Genomic DNA, 19,924 nt, shown 5'->3' with positions numbered 1-19,924 from the left:
CTCATGTTGCTCTTGCTACTCACTACCTATGACTGCTTCCTCCGGGACCATCCGTCCCAGTATCAAGCTGTCCAGGTCAAAGGGGGAGCTTCAGTGTTGTCTCCTCGGCGGTTCGGGCTGACCGGCGCGACCGTAGAGCCTGTGACGTTGGTGTCTCATTGCATTCGAGCTGGCAGGTGGCAGGTCTTCCCCGCGGGACTACCAGATATCTTGAGAATGCAATCCGTCATCCGGCAAGGGCTCAGGTGAGTTTGGCCATCGTGGGGACGCTCTCGCAGCCGCTGGAGGGGCCGTGCTGCGAGGCAGGTGGAAGCCACGTACAGCTTGCGGCGTGGCTCGACCGTGCTTCCCCGGGGAGATGGGGGCTCTGCAGGGCCGGCTGGCGATGTCATTCGGGGCGGGGGGGCGGGAACATGGGCGAGGACGGACTCGAGGGTCGGCTCGTGTCGGCGGTTCGGGCGCGCGATGCCGAGGCGGTCCGGGATCTGCTGAGCAGGGGCGCGGATCCGGACGCGGTGGACACGGTTGACGCGACCGGGCTGCCGGTACTGTGTGTGGCGGTGACGGCTTACGACGCGCAGGTGGCCGAGGCGTTGGTGGAGGGCGCGGCGGACCCTGACCGGGTGCTGCCGGACGGGACCACACCGCTGGGGCGCGCCGTCGACGGCGGTTCCCCGGCGCTCTTCTCGGCGGTGCTGGGCAAGGAGCCCCGGCTGCGGCTTGCGGAAGGCGCCCGTGAACGGCTGCTCGCCCTGGCCCGGGACTGGTACGAGACGGGCGCGGTCGAGGAACTGCGGCGCAGGACGGGCGCGTCCGGTCCGGCCGCGACGGTCCGCGTTCAGGACGGCGAGTACGACTGGGTCGATCAGGTCACGCTCGGCGGCCGGGTCGTGCGGGCCGGGCACGGCGCCATCCTGACCGCGCTGGAGTGGGCCTTCCGTGTTCTGACCCCCGTCGACGAACTGATCGCCCGCGCCGTGCGGCAGCCGGACGAGGAGCATGTGGACTGGTCGACGGTCTGCTGGATCCTCACCGAACGCCGCAGCTTCGAGACCTGGTCCGCGGTGATGGCCCATCGTCACTCCACGGACCGGGCACATCGCCGGTTCGTCGTGGACTACCTGCGAATGCGGGGGTTCCTCGATACCGGTCCCTACTACGAGAAGAAGGAGGGTGAACTCCTGGCCGCATGGGCGGCCGAGGAAACGGACGGCGAGATGCTCGCGAAGGTGCTCGACGCCTTCACCAACCGCGATCATCCGGATCAGGAGGCCATCGGTCTTCGTCACGCCGACCATCCCGACCCGCGCGTACGCCGCGAAGTGCCCCACGCCCTCTGCGCGGGCTACCTACCCCGCACGCCCGCAGCCAGGACCGCCCTGCTCACCCTCATACGCGACCCGGACGCCGAAGTGCAGCTCAGGGCATGCACGGCGAGCATGCGGGACGGCGACCTCCTCCCGGAGATCACCCAAGCGCTGCTGCTGCTGGCCAGGGCACCGGATGCCGACGTGCGGGGTGCAGCCACAGTGGCGCTGGCCGGCTCCCCCGACCGTACGCCCGCCGTCGCCGACGCCCTGGCCGCGTCGCTCGGCGAGGAGAACCAATTCGTGCGTCTGGAGGCCGCCTACGGTCTCGCCCTGCGGGACGACCCGCGCACCGCCGAGGCGATCGAACGGGTGGGACCACTCGGTGACGGCTTCGAACACGACCACCGGGCCTACGAACTCTCGCGATGGAAGTGGCGCAAGGACAACCCGGCCGACGAGTAACGATTCCCTGTCGAGGTGGAGTTGGCAGGCTGCGGTTCACCGACCTGCAAAGGCGCCAACTGGATTGAGAACACTGGCGGCCCCTGTTCTCAAACAACGTGGCCTTCGCGGAAGTCTCGTTCGCGGAAGGGCAGAAGAGCCAGGCCAGGAGCAACGACACGGCCCCCAGAAAAAACTTTTCAAGACGTGACGCGATGAGAATCCGACAGCCTGAATGCGACAGGACACCGGAAGTCTCAACGCTGCGTCGGATCCGAATCCGATCCGACATCGGCTGTGACATTCCGACACGCAATTTGCGGCCCTGCACGAGCCTTAGGGATCAAGGGGACTCGGCCCTAAATCAGCAGTCAGACACGCTTATTAGCTGCCCAGGGAGTGGGTTGGGGGCCCCACGTCTGTCTACATGTGATGCGCCGCTCCGCAGGCTCCCGGGGCCAAGGCGGGACGCCCCACTGCGGGGAACATTTCGATAGAGCTCGAATTGCTCGCGTCTGCCCTCTGGCTGAACTACGTTGCCGCAAAGGTTGGTCAGCGATCGATCGAGGGGGACGTCCGCATGAAACTCGACAAACGGGTCGTCGGTGTGGTGGCTGCGGGACTGTTCGCGGTCGGATCGAGCCTCAGTTTCGCCACCGCTGCGGAGGCGAAGCCCCAGGCGATCCCGTGTGCGTACGGACATATCTGCGGCGAGGACGGCCGCGGGAACAGCTTCGACTACTACAAGTGCGGAATCACGTCGGGCATCGACCTGTACGGCCCCGGCGCCTACAACAACAACCAGACCCCGGGGACCGTGGCCCTTCTGTACGACGTGAACGGCAAGATCGGGGGGTGGATCGAAGCGCAACACGCTGGATACATCGACTGGACGGACATCTATTTCATCAAGCCCTGCTGATGTGGCCGGCTCCCTGATAGGGCGCTCGAAGCCCCCGGAACGCGCCAGCGTCCCGGGGGCTTGCCGTGAGCGGAGCGGCGGTCCACTCACCGGCAGGGTCGACGATGTTGCCGGGGTAGTTGCTGGCGACAGCCCGGGCCGTGGCTGGGTTGTGGCTCTGGAAGGCGACCTTGCCGTTGCCGCCGTCGAGAACCACTCGTTACAGGACGCGGGCCGGCCCGGGAGGCGCGGGCCGCGCCTCCCGGGCCGGCCCTTGTTGCAGCTACATATCAGCTGCCCGCCTTGGCGATCTCGCGGACCTCGCGGCCGGTGCCGCGTGCGGCCATGCCCTCTCTGTCAGCCTGTGGTGAGACGCCCCGCTTTGTCGGGTTAGCCTGAGAGGGCACGACAGGAGAAACACCCCCTCATGACCAGCACCACGTCCGCCGGCCCCGACCCGGCGCCCCGGCCGAAGCGCCGCACTTTCAGCCCCGAGTACAAGCTGCGGATCGTGGCCGAGTACGACGCCGCGCCCAAGAACGAGAAGGGCGCAGTCCTGCGCCGCGAGCGCCTGTACCACTCGCACGTCAAGGAATGGCGGGCTGCGCGGGATGCGGGGGCCCTGGAAAAGCTGGTCGACCAGCGCACCAGCCCGGCGAGGCCGAAGAAACCGGCGGCCGGGGCGGAGAACGAGAAACTTCGCCGCCAGGTGGAGCGTCTGGAGAAGGAACTGGCACGCAACAAGGCCGCGCTGGAGGTCATGGGAAAAGCTTCCGCGCTCTTGGAAATGATCTCCGAGAGCGCGGACTGACGCACGCCGCCGACCCGGTCGCCGACGACGCCTTCGCCGGCGTCGAGCGCCAGCTGGGCATTACCACCGCGTGCCGGCTGACCGGCCGCTCGCGGGCCACCCACTACCGCAGGCTGCAGCCCGCGCCGAAGCGGAAACCCAGGAAACCGCAAGTCCAGCCCTCGGCTCTGACGGACCAAGAGCGGGCCGCAGTAGTGGAGTTGATGAACTGCGACGAATACGCCGAACTTGCGCCCGCGCAGATCTGGGCCCGCGAGCTGGATGCCGGGCGCTATCACTGCTCCGTCTCGACGATGTACCGGATCCTGCGCGACAAGGGCCAGTCCGGCGAGCGCCGAAGACAGGCCGCCCACCCCGCCCGGGCGGTGCCCGAGCTGGTAGCCACCGCCCCGTCGCAGGTGTTCACCTGGGACATCACCAAGGCGGCCGGACCGGCCAAAGGCATCTGGTACCACGCCTACGTCATCATCGACATCTTCAGCCGCTACATCGTCGGCCACACCGTCGAGGCGGCCGAATCGGCCCAGCGGGCCGAGGAGTTGATCCGCGAGACCATCGCCCGCAACCAGATCGTGCCCGAGACCGTGCACGCGGACCGAGGCACCTCGATGACCAGCAAGAAGGTCTCCCAACTGCTGATCGACCTCGGGGTGACAAGGTCGCACTCCCGGCCGAAGGTCTCCAACGACAACCCCTACAGCGAGGCCCAGTTCAAGACCACGAAGTACATGTCGGACTATCCCGACCGGTTCGATTCCCTCGCCCACGCCCGCGAGTGGTTCGACGCGTTCATCGCCTACTACAACCACGGACACAGGCACTCCGGCATCGGCTTCCACACACCCGCCTCCGTCCACTTCGGGACCGCTGACGAGGTCCGCGACCAGCGGGCCGTCACCCTCGCCGAGGCATACGCCCGACACCCCGAACGCTTCGGCCGCCGCCCCCGACCACCCGAGATACCCCAGACCGCCTGGATCAACGACCCGGCCAAGCGCCGCGAACCCGCACCACAAACCTCATAGCGTCACGACCGTCTCACTGGACTTGAAATCTTCCGACGGCGTCGGCGGTCGTCTTGTACGGGGTGGGCCCGAACACCCGCTTCCCGGCGGCGTCGACAACCTCGTACTGCGTCTTGTTCTTCTGGCAGGCGCACGGCATGGCTAAGGGCTCCCAGAGAATCAACCTGTTGCTTCGCGTGATTCGACTCGTTGCTCCGGTATGGATGTCTCGAGTGAGGTTCGTGGTCAACTCGCTGTGAAGTTCGGGGTGTTGTTCCCGCATCTGGACGAACGGCAGCAGCGGCTGTTGATGGGAGCCGAGGCGCGGGTCCTGAGGCATGGTGGTATCCGGGCGGTCTCGCGGGCGGCCCAGGTCAGCGAGGCGACGGTCCGCAGCGGCGTGGACGAATTGGAGGCCGGCGAAGAACCGTTGGATCGGGTGCGCAGGCCTGCCTGCGGGCGTAAGAAGGCCGCGAAGCTTGATCCGGGGCTGCGGTCCACGCTGCTGGCGCTGGTGGAACCTGACGAGCGGGGCGATCCGATGTCGCCTCTGCGCTGGACGGTGAAGTCGACCAGAAGCCTGGCGGCCGAGTTGACCGGTCAGGGGCACCGGGTGTGCGCGGACACGGTCGCCGATCTGCTGCGTGAGGAGGGCTTCTGAGGGGTCCTGGGACTTTCCGAGCAGATCGGCCAACGCCTGCGTGGTGAAAGTCAGATCGCCGGCCGACTCACGCTCACTGTGCGGTACGCCGACCGCAACTCCACCACACGTACGCGCTCGCTGTGGGAACCCACCAACCACTCACCAGCTCTTGCCGCAGCTTCCCTGAGCTTGCTGACCTCCCTGGCGCTGCAGCGGGCGCGAGTCAGGGCCTTCACGATCCGTACTGACCGCTTGGTACCGGCCAAAAGCGCCTACCGCCAGCTCTCTCTGGATTCTGGTGATACCCGTGCCCGCGCAGCCGAAGTCGCTGCGGATCGCGCCCGCCGACGCTTTGGGCCGGAGGCTGTACGTCCGGCACCTCTGGCGAACTGACCGCTCGTGCCAAGAACCGGGCGGTTCAGCCGTGGGGCCCCATGCCGCGCAGAAACGTGTCGACGACGAGCGTGGCCAGTGCGTCCGCGTTCTGCCGGACCTGCTCCGGGTCGAGACCCGCGCCGCCTCCGTGCTGGGCCTCGTCAACAAGGGCGTAGTAGACCCGCCGCGCCCACAGGAGGTCCGTGTCCGGGGCGAGGAGCCCTTCGCGCTGGGCGCGGGCGAAGAACTCCAGGACGCCGGCGTTGATCTCGGACCAGATCACCTCGGTGAGGGGGGTGTCGGCGAGGGGGTGGCCGAGAGTGAACCGCCAGACGCTTTTGGTCCGCAGTACGTTCGCCGTGCCGCGGTGCAGTGCCACGAGCGGTGGGGCGGTGTCCATGTGGGCGTCCTCTACGGCCTCCAAGAGCTGCCGCTTCGCCGAGGCGGCGAGTGCCTCGATGAGGGCCTGGCGGTTGGCGAACCGCCGGTGCACGGTCGTTCTGGCTACGCCCGCCTGCTCGGCTATCTGCTCCATGGAGGCCCCGGGGTCTTGGGCGAGGACCTGCTCGGCCGCCTCCAGAATCGCGCGCACACTGCGCGCGGCATCTGCCCGCAGGGGTCGGCCCATGACTTATCCACTCCCGTTTTGATTCGTGATGCACGGAAGACCATACGCCTGACCTGCGGATTTGTACTGATTTGCATCAGTACTGTTGCGTGTGAATGTAAAGTTGCGACAAGTGTGATGCAATTAGTCGGTCTAACTGCTACGATCCTGTTTTAGATCATGGACCTCCTCTCATGATTCGGCTCCCCGGCTGGCGGTTCTGAAGTCCGCGGAGCGGAGTCCCTCTGGTCCTGGCCTATATGCCTGATGGCCCCCCTCAAGAGAACGAGCCCTCGGGTGAACCGGAGGAATGTCACGGTGGAGATCGAGCTGCGGATCAATGGATCCGCCCAGAAGCTGGACGTCGCGCCGCAGGTGAGTCTGCTCGACGCGCTGCGCGAGTACCTGGGCCTGACCGGTACCAAGAAGGGCTGCGACCAGGGCGCGTGCGGCGCCTGCACGGTGCTGGTGGACGGCCGGCGTATCAACTCCTGTCTCGCGCTGGCGGTGCAGTACCAGGGGCGGGAGATCACGACCATCGAGGGGGTCGACCATCCGTTGCAGGAGGCGTTCGTGCGCACGGACGGGTTCCAGTGCGGCTACTGCACGCCGGGCCAGATCTGTTCGGCGATCGGGATGCTGGCCGAGCACAAGGAGGGCGCGCCGAGCGCGGCGACCGAGCATCTCGCCGACAGTGGCGGGGAGCTGGACGAGGCGGAGATCCGGGAGCGGATGAGCGGCAACCTGTGCCGCTGCGGCGCCTACAACGGCATCGTCTCGGCGATCAAGGAGGTCGCGAAGTGAAGTCGTTCTCCTACCTCAGCGCCCTGGACGTGGGCACGGCGCTGCGCACGATCGCGGACAGCGGTGACGTGAAGTTCCTCGCGGGCGGCACGAACCTCGTCGACCTCATGCGTGAGGGCATCGAAGAGCCGGCAACGGTCGTGGACATCACCCGCCTGCCGCTGGACGGCATCGAGGAACTGCCCGACGGCACCCTCCGCGTCGGCGCCCTGGTGACCAACAGCCGTCTCGCCGCGGACCCCCTGGTCAGGACTCGCTATCCGGTGCTGGCCAAGGCGATCCTGCTGGGGGCGTCCGCCCAGCTGCGGAACATGGCGACGGTGGGCGGCAACCTGCTGCAGCGCACCCGTTGCATGTACTTCTACGACGAGGCCTCCGCCTGCAACAAGCGTGTGCCCGGCAGTGGTTGTGACGCGATCGGCGGGTTCTCCCGCGGCAGCGCGGTGCTGGGGGCCAGCGAGCACTGCATCGCCACGCATCCCTCGGACATGGCGGTGGCGCTGGTGCTGCTCGACGCGGTCGTCGAGGTCGAAAGCGTGCGCGGTGTGCGCCGTATCCCGGTCGCCGACTTCCACCGGCTGCCCGGCGACACCCCCCACATCGAGACGGTGCTGGCCGCCGACGAGCTGATCACAGCGATCGAGCTGCCCCCGGTGCCGGCCGCGGCGCACTCGCACTACCGCAAGGTCCGCGACCGTGCGTCCTACGCCTTCGCCCTCGTCTCCGTCGCTGCCGCGCTCAAGGTCGGCGCCGACGGCCGCATTGCCGAGGTCCGCCTCGCCCTCGGCGGCGTCGCGACCAGGCCGTGGCGGGCACGCATCGCGGAAGAGCTGCTGCTCGGAGCCGAAGCCACTGACGAAAGTTTCGCCATGGCTGCCGCCGCCGAACTCGCCCCCGCCCTGCCCCTGCCCGACAACGCCTTCAAGATCGACCTGGCCCGGCGGACGGTCGTGGCCGTGCTGCGGAAACTCAACGCCGAGCGGAGCGCATCGTGACCACACGCACCTGGACAGGCTCCGAGCCCGGCACAGGCGCTTCTGTGCCCGTCGGGGGAGCGGTCGGACGGCCGGTGGACCGCCGGGACGGCCACGCGAAGGTGACCGGGGCGGTGCGGTTCTCCGCCGAGCACCACTACCCGAACCTCACGTACGCGACGCTGGTGCATGCCACTGTCGCCCGTGGAACGATCACCGGCGTCGACACGGCCGCGGCGGCCGCGGTGCCCGGCGTCGTGGCGGTCATCACCCACCTCAACGCGCCGAGGATCCGGCCCGTACGCAAAGCCAACATCGTGCTGAACCTCGGACCGGACGTGTCGGGCACCAGCCTCGACTACCTCAACACCGATCAGGTCTTCTGGGACGGCCAGCCGATCGCCGTCGTGGTCGCCAACACGTCGGCCGCGGCGAACGAGGCCGCCCCGCTCGTCGAAGTGACCTACGACCCGCTGCCCGCGCGGGTGGACTTCGCCGCCGAGCAGAAGAACGCCACCCCGGCGAAGGGCGACCTCACCTTTGCCGGCCACACGAAGAAGGGCGACGCCGAGGCGGCGCTGGCCACTGCGGAGGTGTCGGTCGACCTGCGCTACACCACGCCCGGCCTGCAGCACAACGCGATCGAGCCGCACGCGACGGTCGCCGTCTGGGACGGTGACCATCTCACCGTGCACGACACCACACAGGCGACGGACCAGAGCCGCCGCCACCTGGCCGGGCGGTTCGGCGTGCCGGCGTCTCACGTCCGTGTCCGTGCCGAGTTCCTGGGGGGCGGCTTCGGAGGCAAGTTCGCCGTCTGGCCCGGCACGGTCATCGCGGCGATGGCGGCCAAGGCTGTCGGGCGGCCCGTGCGCCTGGCGCTGAGCCGCACGGCCGTCAACCGCGCCACCGGCGGGCGCACCGCCTCGACCAACCGGATCGCGCTCGGCGCGACCCGCGACGGCCGGCTCACCTCGCTGATCCAGGACAGCATCACCCGCACCGGCTCGGCCGGGGGCCTGCTCGAGGCGACCAGCTCGCCCGCCCGACACCTCTACGGCGCCGAGAACATGCTGACCCGGCAGAACCTCGTCGCCATGGATCTGATGCCCAACACCTGGCTGCGCGCCCCCGGCGAGGCGATCGGCAGCTTCGTGCTGGAATCGGCGATGGACGAACTGGCTTACGAGCTGTCCATGGACCCGATCGCCCTGCGGCTGCGCAACGAGCCCGCGACGGATCCGACGCGCGGCAAGAAGTTCTCCCAGCGCATGCAGCGTGAAGCCTTCGAGGCCGGCGCGGAACGCTTCGGCTGGGCGGACCGCGACCCCGAACCGGGCTCCATGCGGGACGGCGAGTGGCTCGTCGGGATGGGCATGGCCACCGCTTTCCACCCGACCCTGCGCCTGGTCGCCGACGTCAAGGTGCGTCTGAGCGACGACGGCAGCGCGCTCGTGCAGTGCGGTTTCCACGAGATGGGCATGGGCGCCGCGACCGTACAGGCACAGATCGCCGCCGACGCGCTCGGCATCGCGTACGAGAAGGTCCGGGTCGAGTACGGCGATTCGGCCCTGCCGTCCGGCCCGATGGCCGGCAACTCCAACCAGACGGCGACGGTGGCCACCAGCCTCCTCGCCGCATGCGCCGAGCTGACCCGGAAGGTGACCGCTCTGGCCCGGCGAACGGGCACGACCGGCCAGGAACCGGCGGCCGCCCTGCGCGCAGCGGGGCGACCGTTCCTCGAGGCCTCGGTCGGGTCGGACACCCGGCGGGGGTTGCTGGGCAGTCAGGGCCGGTTCCTCACCAACTTCCTGAAGGACCAGCGCTGGTCCAAGGCGGCCCGCGGCGCTCAGTTCTGTGAGGTGCGGGTGAACGCCGACACCGGTGAACTGCGGATCTCGCGCTGGCTCGGCATGTTCGACGTCGGCCGCATCATCAACCCCAAGACCACGGCCAGCCAGCTCCGCGGGGCCGTGGTCATGGGTATCGGCATGGCGCTGTCGGAGCAGAGCCTGGTCGACCCGCGCAACGGGCCCACGATGAGCGCCGGCCTCGACTCCTACTACGTGCCGGTGCACGCTGACATCCCCCCGATCGATGTCGCCTGGCTCGACGAACCGGACAAGACCATGCCCCTTGGAATCATCGGGCTGGGCGAGGTCGGCACGACCGGCGTGGCGGCCGCGATCGCGAACGCCGTTTATCACGCGACCGGCAAGCGGATCCGAGACCTGCCGATCACGCTGGACAAGCTGCTCTGAGGACCAGGGCTGTTCCAAAGTCCTGCCGGGTGGGTGAATGTGCTGGTCACGGCGTGGTGACGATGTCGGCGCGGGCCGGCTGTGCCGACGGCCAACGCCACCACACCGATCCAGGCGCTGCCCGGCTTCTACCGCTTCCTCGCGGAGTTCGAGCCGCTGCGGCAGATCGCCGGCGGCATCCGCGCGATCCTCTACTACGACGCCCAGGGCGACGCGGGTCTGACCCGGGGCTGGGTCATGATGGCCGTCGGCCTCGTGGCGGCCGCACTGTTCGGGTTCGGCGTGCTGGGGTGGTACGACCGCAAGGGGCTGCACCGCATCCCGGCGGAGACGGAGCCCGAGAAGAGCGCCACCCCGGTGTAGCGCACTCCTTCCGCATCCCCAGGACGGGGCCGTTGAGTGGGGTGGCCCCGAGTGTGCCGCCCCCATGGGGACGAGGGGCGGGCACACCGTCAGGCTCGGCGACGGTCTTTCTCCTCCGAGACCGTCGCCGAGCCTCTGAGCGGACTTCGGCGCCCTGGACGGCGCCGTCGGTTCCCGACACCCCTGAAGACCGATCGGTTTCCAATGCGTCCGATTCGAGTCAACCTCACGACAGGACCACCGAAGTGAAGTCAACTTCCAGAGAACGCCTGCTGGAGGCGGCGGCCACGCTCACCTACCAGGACGGCGTCAATATCGGCGTCGACGCGCTGTGCAAGGCGGCGGGCGTGTCGAAGCGCTCCATGTACCAGCTGTTCCACAGCAAGGACGACCTGCTGGCGGCAAGCCTGGAGGAGCGCACTGCCCCCTTCGTGGCCACTCTCCTGCCCCCGGCGGACGACGGCCGCTCCTCGCGCGAGCGGATCCTGCACGTCTTCGGGCAACTGGAGTCGCAGGCGGGCGCGCCCGCCTTCCAAGGCTGCCGGTACCTGGCTGTGCAGATCGAGCTCAAGGACCAGAATCACCCTGCGAGCCAGGTGGCACACCGGATCAAGGCGAAACTGACCGCCTTCTTCCGCACCGAGGCCGATCGCGGCGGTGCGAGCGACCCCGACCTGCTGGCGCGGCAGCTGACCCTGGTCTTCGATGGCGCCGGCGCCCGCGCCGGGATCGGAGCCGACACCATGACGGGACTCATCGGCCCCACGGTGGTCACCCTGCTGGATGCGGCAGGCGTGCGCTGACGCCTCGTACTTCCGGAAGGCTTCCTGGCCTCCTGGCTCCTTTCCCGCGCCGGGGGGCCGGTGGCGGTGAAAGTGTTACCGAGCATGCCGCAGCAAAGAAACGTGCGGTCCGGTCGGCATCGGCATCCAGCGCCGGGTGCTCCCCATATCCTCAACCGGCCCAGGCCGATCTCCCGATCAGGTTGTCGCCCTGCATCCCGGCGGCCGCCACGAAGGCGTATCCCTGCACCTGCAGTCTGCTCGCCCGTCTATGGCGCCGTGAAGAGCAGTGGGAAGCGCAGGCCCAGCCACGGTTTGCGGCCCCAGACGACGACCTTGGCGCGGGCCATGGCGGTGGGGGCGGTCCAGCGGCCCAGGGCGAGGAGCAGGAAGGCGACGGGGTCGATGGCTATCGTGCAGTCGGGCCGGCGGGGCGGGGTGTCGGTGACCGTGGGCACGCCGTCCGCGAAGGTGACGGCGAAGCGGTCGCGGCCGATCCGCAGCAGATAACACGCATGGTGGTCGGCCGCGCCGGCGTTCACGACGCGCGGCATGCCCAGTCGCATGAAGGGCAGCGTGAACGCGACCATGTCCCGGTCGACCATGTGGGGCCCGCGCAGGGCGACCGCGATGTCGTATCCGTGCCCGAGCAGATGTGTGAGCAGGTACGAGCCCAGGGTGGCCAGGTCCATCGGCCCCATCGGCGTCAGCACCGCCTCCTGCGGACTGCGGCCGGCCGCAGCCGCGACGAACGCCCTGGCCGTGTCCGCGATCTGCACGCCGAGGACCGCCGGATCGCGCTGCGGGAAGACGGCCAGAGCCGCACGGTTGGCCGCCGCGAGACCACTCGGCGTCCCATCGCCGTAAGGGCGGTCCTCGCCCGCCCCTACGTCCGCCATCAGCTGCCCCGCCAGCGCGAGGTGCGCCGCCGCCTCGCCCACCGTCCACTCGGCGCCCGGCAGCGGCGTCCGCGGGTCGGCCCCCGCCTCCAGCAGCTCAGCGATCCGGTCGGCAGTGGCGACAATGGCATCCTCGGGTGTCATGAACGCGATCGTGTCCGCGCTCGGACTTGCTGTCCAGGGCCCTGCCGGTCCAGCTCCCGCCTGTACCTGAAGGACTAGTCGGGGGGTACAGCGTTCATGATCGGGTCCCGGCCGGCGAAAGGGCCGTCTCGGTCAGGAACGAACTCCACGGCTCCCTGGGCGAGAAGGGCGCCTTGGCCGATGCGATCGCGTGGGAGTTCGGTCCCGGTGCACCGGCCCGGGCAATCGCCCAGGCCGTTGAGCGAACCACCGCACCCGCCCCTACCGGCCGGCAACAAACGTTGCCTGGTGGGCGGCTGCGCTGGACACCGTGCATGCCGAGCCTGGGTGCCCAGAGGCACTTGGGCCTTGGCCCCACCTCTACACTCCTCAAAGCCCCTGCTGCCCAACCGCCACCATACGAACGGTTTCCTTGTCCGGTACGGGACCCATCACGTCACCCGGCCCACGAGTACGCAGACCTGAACACTTTCGAGATACGGGCCAGATGGCAGCGACTGACGGATCCGCTCGGCAAACGCCGGCCGATCGTCCGGCCTGGGAAGTTGGTCTGCGGGGATCGCGGAGTAGACGCCGCCGATGCGCTCGTCGAAGCCACCGACACATCGGCGCGCCACCAGACCCCTGGCCTACCTTCAAGAGGGCGGCAGTTCAGTGTTGAGAGTCTCGGCAGGCAATCTCTCGAACGACTACAGCACCGCGCTCAAGCGCGCGTACGGCACAGGCAAGCTCCCCGTCCCCCTGGCCGACAGCCGCACCTTCACCCTCGACCTCGACAAACTCCCCCGACCGGAACCGGAAACCGCCGCTCACTGAAAAGATGCCGGCCGGGCCAGGTCGGACAGGAGCGCGGGCAGGAGGCGTTCCTCGATGACCGCGCTGCCGGACTCCGTCATGGCACGGGCCAGTTCGGGGTCCCAGGGGCTGGTCGCGGGCGGTCCCGCGAGCGGTGTGGACTCGCCCTCGCCGAGTGCCGCCGTGTAGTCGGCGGTCGTCATCCGCCAGGGGCGGGCCCCGTGGCGGGCCACGGCATTCGCGGTGATGCGCAGGCCGGCCCAGTCGAAGTCGGCGCGCCAGTGCAGTTGGGCTCCCGCGCGTACCGCGTCGCCGAGCAGTTGGTGGCAGGCGGCGGACGGCACGCCCTCGGTGCAGACGAGGGCGGCGCCGGTGTCCTGAAGTTCGCCCGCCGCGGCGCGTAGGACGGCCGGGTTCTCGCAGACGAAGATGGTGCGGGCGGCCGGGACGACGGGGTCGGTGGTGAGCTGGTGGAGGGTGAGCCGGAAGGGGAGCCCGAAGCTACCGGCGTCGCGCAACCAGTTGCAGACGACGGTGTCGCCCCTGGCACCGATGTTGAGGACGAGTACCTGGCTGGCGAGATCGTCCGCGATGGCCCCGGCGCTCTCCCACAGGGCGCGCCGCCCGGTCCGGTCGCGCGGTACGGCCGGGCGGCCGCCGTCGCGCAGGGCAAGGGCACGCAGGACGAGCTGTTCGAGCGGGGTGCCGGGAACGAGAGCCTTGGTGTCGCCGGTGGCCCACTCAGCGAGGACCGGAAGCGGCAGGACACCAGATCCCCGCTCCGAGCTACTGAGGAGCCTTTCCAGGACCCGTACCGCCGCGTCCAGGAGGAGTGCGTCACCCCGGCGTACGAGACGGGTGAGGGTGCCGTCGGCGGCCATCCGCTCCAGCCAGGCCGCGAACCATTCCTGGCCGGCGAGTCTGCTGGAGTGGGTGGATTTCAGGGCCTGTTCACGGCGTGCTTCCTCGTCGGCCCGTTCGGCCGGCCGGTCACGCAGGGGGCCGTAGAGCCGGCCGAGGGTCGCCAGAAGACCGGTGCCGTAGCGGTCGTACAGGTATCCGTCCAGGTCGCGCAGGGGTACGGAGAGACGCCTGGCGGTCTCGGGCCGGTAGCGGCCGGTGATGCCGATGACGGTGCGGCGCTCGGCCTCGCCGGGGCTCGTGAGCCCGATGTCGCCGTCGAGGGCGCCGCCGGTGCGCTCCAGTTTGCGGCGGGCGGCGACGAGCAGCCGGGTCCATCCCTCGCCCCGCAACTCGTCGTAGGCCGACGGCTCATTCTCAGTGGACAACCGCGGCCTCCTCGGGCGTAGGGACGCGCCGGGTGCCGGGCGAGCCGAGGGCGGCGGTGAGGTCGCCGGTGTCGTCGGCGAGGAGCCGGTCGCCGTCCCAGACCAGCAGCAGCGCGGAGACGGTGTGGTCGATGGCGGTGTGCGCGAGGTCGTAGTGGGCGGCGGCGGACACGGAGGCGTGGGCGGCCCACAGGTCGTAGCCGGTCATGAACAGGTCGAGGTCGAACTGCGCGGCCAAGGACATGAGTTCACCGCGTCCGGTGTCGTCCACACCCGCGAAGGCCTCGTCGAGGGCGAGCAGGCGCGGGGCGTGCGGGTGGGCGGAGTTGAGCATGGCGTGCGCGGCGGCGAACAGCGGCAGGTGCAGCGACACGGACTGCTCACCGCCCGACAGGCGACTGTGCCGGGCGCGGGTGAGTCGCTCCTCCGTCTTGTCGGGACGCACGAGTTGGAACGCGAAGTGCCGCCAGCGCCGGTAGTCGAGGACCTCGCCGAGCAGTTCGCGGTAGGGCTGGTCGCGGTGGCGGGCGCGGGCGGTCTTGATCTGCGCGGCGAAGTGCGTGCGTACCCGGTCGAGACCGTCGGGGCCCAGGCGGGCGGCGTCGGCGTCCAGGAGGGCGCAGACGGCACGCTGTTCGTCATCGAGGTGGTCGGCGAGCAGCCAGCTCACGCCGACCGTCGTCCCCGAGGACATGGTGCGTCGGCGCATTTCGGTGTTCATCCGGCGGATCAGGTCGCGGGCGTCGACGGTGCGGTCGTGGATCTGCTGGGCGAGCCGGGTGAGCAGCGCGTCCTCCAGAATGCGCTGCTCGGACTCGGAGAGCAGTTCGGCCTGGTCACGGCGGTGGGAGGAGATCTTCTGGGCGAAGGCGGCGACCGGGAGCGGGCCCTCTTCGTCGGCCACGCGGACGAGGATGATCCCGTCGGAGCCGTCCCATTCGGGCCGGTAGTCCTGCCCGGCGGCGGCGAGTTGCGCCTGAAGGTCGTCCAGAGCCTTGGTGAGACGGGTGACGGACTGCTTGAGACTGGTCTCGGTGGGGGTCAGGTCGCGGGTCGCGGCCAGGATCGCCTCGTGGACGGCGGCCACGGCCGGCGGGAGTGTCTCGCCGGCCCAGTCGGCCTCCTGGGCGGGCCAGGCCAGGCCGGGCGGGCAGCGCAGGATGTCGAGGAGTTCACGGGCGGCGTACGGACGCAGACCACGGGCGGTTTCCTTCTCCTCCGCCGCGGCGACCGACCCGGCTTCGGCGGCGGCCGTACGGCGGGCCTCGGCCGCGGCGGTGCCCGCGATCGCGGAGTGCTGGGCGGTACGGGCCACCTCGGCCTCCCGCACCAGAGCGTCGATACCGTCCTCGGCCTCCTGCACCTTCCGCATCACCTCCTGCGCCTCGGCCCCGACAGCGTCCTGGAGGGCCTCAAGTCCGGCGGCCTCCTCGGTGTGCCGACGGCGCGCCGCGCGCTCGGTGTCCAGCGCCGCTTCCTCGTCCTCGGCGGCGGCGGTCAGCCGGTCGGCGCCCGCCTGGGCGGCCTCGGCCTGGCGGGCGTGTTCACGGCGGTGGACGGCGAGTTCGCGTACCGCCGTCTCGAAGGCACGGGTGGCGGTCTCGACGGCGTCGACGCGTTCGATCTCGATAGCGTGCTCGGCGGCGGTACGGCGCAGGGCCCGCTCGGCGACCGAGCAGGCGGCCACCGACTCGTCGTACGACGCGTCGGCGGCGTCGCGGGTGGCACGCAGCCGCGCCGCGGCCCGGTCGAGCTCGCGCAGCGCCTGCGTGATGCCAGTGGTGCGGGGCAGGGCAGCCCGGGCGGCGGCGTACGCATCGAGGGCGGCCTCCGTACGAGCCTGCGTGCGCACCAACTCATCGAGCCGATCGGAGAGTTCGGCCAGCAGGGTCTCGTAGGCGGCGATCCGGGCGGCTCGCCGCCGAGCACGGGCGGTCGCGCCGATGTACTCGGCGTGCTCCTTGGTGTGCGCGCCGACGAGGACACCGGCCGCGTACCGGCCGTCGGGGCTGATCTGCGCGGTCCCGGTGTCGAGGTCGCCGGTGACGGCGACGGAGCGCAGTACGGCGGTGATCCGCGCGGCCGGGGTCGTCGCAGCGCCCTCCGGGCTCTCGGGGTTGTCGGGCCTCAGGAGGTCGGCGAGGCTCGGTCCGCTCACCGGGGCACCGGCACGCAGATAACCCTCGCTGTGCCCGGCCGCCACGGGAGCGTCCTCGGCGGTGACGAGTGCGTCGAGGAGGCCCGACGCCTCCAGGGCCGCTTCCAGGGCCGCCCGTTGACGATCCGTCAGCTTGTCGTCGAAGTCGACGAGCCGCCACAGCGGAACGCCGTCGCCGGGCGCCCTCTCGGCGGTGCGGCCGCGGGCCGGGGGCGGGGCGTCGTCGTGTTCGGCGGCGATCCGGTCGCGTTCGGCCTCCGCTTCGGCGCAGCGGCTCTCGGCGTCGGTGCGCCGGGCGCGCAGTGTGGCGAGGGTGTCGCGCAGTTCCTGTACGGCGTGCGCGGTGGCCTCGGTGAAGGCGTCGGCGAGCGTCACTGCCTCGGCCTCACCGGTGAGGCCGAGGGCTTCGGCGAGCCGGCCGGACTCCTCCTCGGTCAGCAGCTCGCCATGCGCCTGCGTCCACTGGCTGAGCGCCGTACGGGCCTGTTCGTGGACGGATTCGAGGGCCGCCTCGGCGGCGGTCTCCGCGCTATCGGCCACAGTGACGGCCTGCTCGGCACGGTCGAGCGCTACCCGGGCGAGGTCACGGGTCTGCTCGGCGCCGCGTGCCGCCTGCTGGGCGGCACGCACGGCTCGGACGCCCTCGTGGCGGGCGGCGGCCAGCGCGGCGGAGCGTTCGGCGAGGCGGGCGGGTTCGGCGTCGGCCGGATACCAGGGCAGGCTCGCAATGTGCGCGTGGTCGGCGACGGTGGCGGCGTCCCGGGACACGGCGGCGTCGAGTTCGGCGACGAGCCGCGCGGCGTGCTCGGCCTCGGCGCGGGCGCGGCCGGTGGCGGCCGTACGGCGTTCGCGTTCGGCGCTCGCCTGCCGGGCGGTCTGCTCGCAGGTGCGCACCAGGCGGTCCAGATCGGCCAGCTGCTCAATGGCCTGGTAGGCGGCGGAGGAACGCAGCTGGTCGAGACGGGCTCGCTGGGCGGCGAGCGAGGCGTCGGCCGACTCGGCACGCGTCTCGGCGGCGGCCTGCTGTTCGCGGGCCGCCGTCAGGTCCGCGGTGGCCGCGCGCAACGCGGCGGCGCGCTCGGCGGTCTCGGTACGGCGGGCGGTGAGCCGGTCCGCGGCCGCGCGGGCGTGGACCCGCAGGTAGGTGGAGTAACTCGTGAGGAAGGCCCCGGTGGCGTCGTCGGCGGCGGCCAGCCCTTCCAGCGTGCGCTGCACGGACTCCATGTCGTCGAAGGAGCGGGCCGCCTCGGCGATCAGGTCGTCGTCCAGCGGGCGCAGACCTGCGGTGAGGGTGTCGGAGAGCTTGGCCGGGTCGAGGTTCTTGGCCAACTGCGGGCGGCGCAACGTGAGGATCAGGGTGAGCAGTTGCTCGTACCGCTCCGGGCCGAGACCGAACAGGCGCCGGTCCACGGCGGCGCGGTAGTCGGCCGTGGAGGCGATCAGCTCACGCCCGAGTTCGGCGGCGAGCTGCTTCTTCGTCATCGGCCGGTCGTCGTCGGTGAGGAGCGAGATGTCCTCGCCCACCCGGCCCTCCGCGACGAAGTGCCAGCGGGCTGGTGTGTCACGGTGGCGCTGGGCGTGCAGCCCGATGCCGCAGGTGACGGCCTCGCCCGTCGCCCGATGCGTGAACTCGATCCAGACGTAGCCGAGCGCGCTGTCCTGCCCTCGGAAGAGCAGGTTCGACTTCATCGTGCGGTCCTCGGCGGCGAACGGGTTGAGCCGCTTGGGGTCGATACGGCCGTCGAGGACGAACGGGAAGAGGACTTCGAGTGCCTTGGTCTTGCCCGATCCGTTGGGGCCGCGTAGCACCAGCCAGCCGCCGGCGAAGGAGAACTCCTCGTCCCGGTAGTCCCACAGGTTGATGATTCCGGCGCGAGTGGGGACGTAGCGCGCTGCCGGTGCTGGGGTGCTCACGGAGTCGGGTCCTCGGTGGTGTCGATAGCGGCGTCGTCGGCGAACAGGGCTGTCTGGGAGGGGGGTTGGGCCGCCGTACGGGTCCTCACCCGGGCCGTGACCCCGCGATAGCGAGCGATCAACGGCAGAGCGAGAGCCCCGCCGTCGACCCGGGCGATCAGCGACATGGCGGCCAGCAGGTCGAGAGCCTGACCAAGCAGCCGGTCCGGGTCGCCGCGCAGATCGGCGGCGAAGCCCGCGCCGTACTCGGCGGTGATCTCCCTGAGCCTGCCCCGGAGCCAGGAGTCCGTGACGAAGGGGTAACGGGTCTCCGCCGGCTCCTGCTTCTCGTCGCCAGGCGCCGCGTACGTCAACCCTTCAGTCTGCCCGGCGAGTTCGGCGATTTGGGCGACCAGCCCGCGGGACGGCAGGGCAGCGTCGATACGCCGGGCTCGGGCCGCGAGGCGTTCGGCGGCGGTGGGCGCGGGCAGCGATTCGAGGGCGTGCCGTCCGGTGCGCTGGACGGCGGCGCTGATCCGGGCGGCGAGCAGCAGCGCGGCCTGCGCGACGGTACCGCCGCCGGGGAAGCGGAGGTCGGACAGCCTGCCGGAGGTGTCGATGAGCGCGACGCCCTCAGCCCGCCGCTCCACCCGCAGCCCGGTCAGGCGCTCCAAGTCCTCGGCGAGGGCGGGCGCCCGTAGCTGCCCCAGGAGTTCGGTGTCGGCGTCGGCGTAGTACGCGACCGGGTTCTCCAGCACCAGGCGGCGGGCCCGGCGGGCCTGATCGCGGCGCTGGGCGGCGCGGCCGGCGGACATGCCCAGCGCGCTGCCGGAGTCGAGGAGCGCGGTGACGGAGGTGAGGTGCTGCAGAACCCGGGTCGGATGGTGGACGGCCAGGAGGATCTCCCGGTCGATGTCGTACAGGGCCTCGGCGCGCTCGGGATCGCCGGCCCACGCAGTGGCGGAGCCGTCGGCGAGGGTGAGCGCGCCGCGTTCGGTGAGCCAGGCGACGGCGTCGACGAAGGCGTCCCGGTCGGGTTTGCGCCCGGTGTCGAGACCGAGTCCGTCGATGCGTACGGCGTCGGCGGCGACCGCGTCGGCCAGTTCGCCGAGCGCCACCTGCGCGCCGTGGCGGCCCAGCGCCGCGAGGGTGAGGACGAGGTAGGCGTAGCGGCGTCGGTCGAAGGGGCGTCCCGCGCGGGTGAGGGCCGGACGGGTGGCGTCCAGACCGTCCTGAGTGCGCTGGAGCCGGGCGGTGTCGGCGGTGGTGACGAGCCGGTGTCCGAGCACCTCCATCAGGTCGGTGCGCAGTTGATCGGCCCAGCGGCGCACGGTCGCCAGCGCCGTCCTGTCCGGGTACCCGGCCGTGACCAGCGGGTGCCGCAGGACGAGTCGTACCGCCTTCTGGTAGTCGGCGAGTTCGAGCGGTGAGACGCCCTCGGCGACGCGACTCATGCGGTCCTTCCTCGGT

Annotated in this window: 15 protein-coding genes and 3 pseudogenes; 12 read left to right on the top strand and 6 right to left on the bottom strand. The window is 70.5% G+C overall.

Annotated features, from left to right (window positions below):
- Window positions 1–443 precede the first annotated feature (443 nt).
- From ACIRRY_RS50630 to ACIRRY_RS50615, 4 genes are all read left to right on the top strand, one after another.
- Window positions 444–1,772, top strand: coding sequence for a hypothetical protein (locus ACIRRY_RS50630; RefSeq protein ID WP_403987554.1), 1,329 nt, complete (start codon window positions 444–446; stop codon window positions 1,770–1,772).
- Between the two features lie 559 nt (window positions 1,773–2,331).
- Window positions 2,332–2,673, top strand: a complete 342-nt coding sequence (locus tag ACIRRY_RS50625) for a hypothetical protein (protein ID WP_403987551.1) — start codon at window positions 2,332–2,334, stop codon at window positions 2,671–2,673.
- 406 nt (window positions 2,674–3,079) lie between these two features.
- Complete coding sequence (locus ACIRRY_RS50620; protein ID WP_403987548.1) at window positions 3,080–3,463, top strand: hypothetical protein; 384 nt, start codon at window positions 3,080–3,082, stop codon at window positions 3,461–3,463.
- Complete coding sequence (locus ACIRRY_RS50615) at window positions 3,460–4,488, top strand: IS3 family transposase (RefSeq protein WP_403987557.1); 1,029 nt, start codon at window positions 3,460–3,462, stop codon at window positions 4,486–4,488. Before ACIRRY_RS50620 ends, ACIRRY_RS50615 begins: the two co-directional genes overlap by 4 nt.
- 13 nt (window positions 4,489–4,501) lie before the next feature.
- Here ACIRRY_RS50615 and ACIRRY_RS50610 read toward each other — a convergent pair whose 3' ends face one another.
- On the bottom strand, window positions 4,502–4,627 hold the full coding sequence (locus tag ACIRRY_RS50610; protein ID WP_403987545.1) for a hypothetical protein: 126 nt from the start codon (window positions 4,625–4,627) through the stop codon (window positions 4,502–4,504).
- A 60-nt stretch (window positions 4,628–4,687) separates the two neighbouring features.
- On the opposite strand from ACIRRY_RS50610, the pseudogene ACIRRY_RS50605 reads away from it, so the two are divergent.
- Both ACIRRY_RS50605 and ACIRRY_RS50600 read left to right on the top strand, forming a co-directional pair.
- A pseudogene (locus ACIRRY_RS50605) lies at window positions 4,688–5,125 on the top strand (ISAzo13 family transposase); the annotation flags it as partial.
- 6 nt (window positions 5,126–5,131) lie between these two features.
- A pseudogene (locus tag ACIRRY_RS50600) lies at window positions 5,132–5,503 on the top strand (ImpB/MucB/SamB family protein); the annotation flags it as partial.
- A gap of 25 nt (window positions 5,504–5,528) precedes the next feature.
- On the opposite strand, the gene ACIRRY_RS50595 reads toward ACIRRY_RS50600, so the two are convergent.
- Window positions 5,529–6,113 carry a TetR/AcrR family transcriptional regulator gene (locus tag ACIRRY_RS50595; protein ID WP_403987542.1) on the bottom strand — a complete coding sequence of 195 codons (585 nt, stop codon included), beginning with the start codon at window positions 6,111–6,113 and terminating at the stop codon, window positions 5,529–5,531.
- Between the two features lie 297 nt (window positions 6,114–6,410).
- Between ACIRRY_RS50595 and ACIRRY_RS50590 the strand changes: the two genes are divergently transcribed.
- From ACIRRY_RS50590 to ACIRRY_RS50570, 5 genes and pseudogenes are all read left to right on the top strand, one after another.
- On the top strand, window positions 6,411–6,896 hold the full coding sequence (locus tag ACIRRY_RS50590; protein ID WP_403987539.1) for a (2Fe-2S)-binding protein: 486 nt from the start codon (window positions 6,411–6,413) through the stop codon (window positions 6,894–6,896).
- Window positions 6,893–7,891 (top strand): FAD binding domain-containing protein, encoded by a 999-nt coding sequence (locus ACIRRY_RS50585; RefSeq protein WP_403987536.1) that lies wholly within the window; start codon window positions 6,893–6,895, stop codon window positions 7,889–7,891. Before ACIRRY_RS50590 ends, ACIRRY_RS50585 begins: the two co-directional genes overlap by 4 nt.
- Window positions 7,888–10,131 (top strand): xanthine dehydrogenase family protein molybdopterin-binding subunit, encoded by a 2,244-nt coding sequence (locus ACIRRY_RS50580; protein WP_403987533.1) that lies wholly within the window; start codon window positions 7,888–7,890, stop codon window positions 10,129–10,131. The genes ACIRRY_RS50585 and ACIRRY_RS50580 overlap by 4 nt, the downstream gene beginning before the upstream one ends.
- Window positions 10,132–10,203: 72 nt before the next feature.
- A pseudogene (locus ACIRRY_RS50575) lies at window positions 10,204–10,494 on the top strand (DUF3533 domain-containing protein); the annotation flags it as partial.
- A gap of 245 nt (window positions 10,495–10,739) precedes the next feature.
- The gene (locus ACIRRY_RS50570) at window positions 10,740–11,297 is read left to right on the top strand and encodes a TetR/AcrR family transcriptional regulator (protein WP_403987530.1); all 558 of its coding nucleotides are present in this window, start codon (window positions 10,740–10,742) and stop codon (window positions 11,295–11,297) included.
- Between the two features lie 248 nt (window positions 11,298–11,545).
- Here ACIRRY_RS50570 and ACIRRY_RS50565 read toward each other — a convergent pair whose 3' ends face one another.
- Window positions 11,546–12,319 carry a maleylpyruvate isomerase family mycothiol-dependent enzyme gene (locus ACIRRY_RS50565; RefSeq protein ID WP_403987527.1) on the bottom strand — a complete coding sequence of 258 codons (774 nt, stop codon included), beginning with the start codon at window positions 12,317–12,319 and terminating at the stop codon, window positions 11,546–11,548.
- A gap of 657 nt (window positions 12,320–12,976) precedes the next feature.
- On the opposite strand from ACIRRY_RS50565, the gene ACIRRY_RS50560 reads away from it, so the two are divergent.
- Window positions 12,977–13,135, top strand: coding sequence for a hypothetical protein (locus tag ACIRRY_RS50560; protein ID WP_403987524.1), 159 nt, complete (start codon window positions 12,977–12,979; stop codon window positions 13,133–13,135).
- Here the strand turns inward: ACIRRY_RS50560 and ACIRRY_RS50555 are convergent.
- From ACIRRY_RS50555 to ACIRRY_RS50545, 3 genes are read right to left on the bottom strand one after another with little or no spacing between them, the layout of a single operon-like run.
- Window positions 13,129–14,403: a TIGR02679 family protein gene (locus ACIRRY_RS50555; RefSeq protein ID WP_403987521.1), complete on the bottom strand. Its 1,275-nt coding sequence runs from the start codon at window positions 14,401–14,403 to the stop codon at window positions 13,129–13,131. The genes ACIRRY_RS50560 and ACIRRY_RS50555 overlap by 7 nt on opposite strands.
- Window positions 14,393–18,475: a TIGR02680 family protein gene (locus tag ACIRRY_RS50550; protein ID WP_403987518.1), complete on the bottom strand. Its 4,083-nt coding sequence runs from the start codon at window positions 18,473–18,475 to the stop codon at window positions 14,393–14,395. Before ACIRRY_RS50550 ends, ACIRRY_RS50555 begins: the two co-directional genes overlap by 11 nt.
- The gene (locus ACIRRY_RS50545) at window positions 18,472–19,908 is read right to left on the bottom strand and encodes a TIGR02678 family protein (protein WP_403987515.1); all 1,437 of its coding nucleotides are present in this window, start codon (window positions 19,906–19,908) and stop codon (window positions 18,472–18,474) included. Before ACIRRY_RS50545 ends, ACIRRY_RS50550 begins: the two co-directional genes overlap by 4 nt.
- Window positions 19,909–19,924: the final 16 nt, after the last annotated feature.

The organism is Streptomyces sp. NPDC101776 (assembly GCF_044766845.1).
Taxonomy (GTDB): Bacteria; Actinomycetota; Actinomycetes; order Streptomycetales; family Streptomycetaceae; genus Streptomyces.
The sequence above is the reverse complement of the archived record's forward strand: the minus strand, read 5'-3'. Positions and strand labels throughout refer to the sequence as shown.

Coding starts and splice junctions, on each gene's coding strand:
- ACIRRY_RS50625 (WP_403987551.1), top strand. CDS start 2,332: ATGAAACTCGACAAACGGGTCGTCGGTGTGGTGGCTGCGGGACTGTTC.
- ACIRRY_RS50620 (WP_403987548.1), top strand. CDS start 3,080: ATGACCAGCACCACGTCCGCCGGCCCCGACCCGGCGCCCCGGCCGAAG.
- ACIRRY_RS50610 (WP_403987545.1), bottom strand. CDS start 4,627: ATGCCGTGCGCCTGCCAGAAGAACAAGACGCAGTACGAGGTTGTCGAC.
- ACIRRY_RS50595 (WP_403987542.1), bottom strand. CDS start 6,113: ATGGGCCGACCCCTGCGGGCAGATGCCGCGCGCAGTGTGCGCGCGATT.
- ACIRRY_RS50565 (WP_403987527.1), bottom strand. CDS start 12,319: ATGACACCCGAGGATGCCATTGTCGCCACTGCCGACCGGATCGCTGAG.
- ACIRRY_RS50545 (WP_403987515.1), bottom strand. CDS start 19,908: ATGAGTCGCGTCGCCGAGGGCGTCTCACCGCTCGAACTCGCCGACTAC.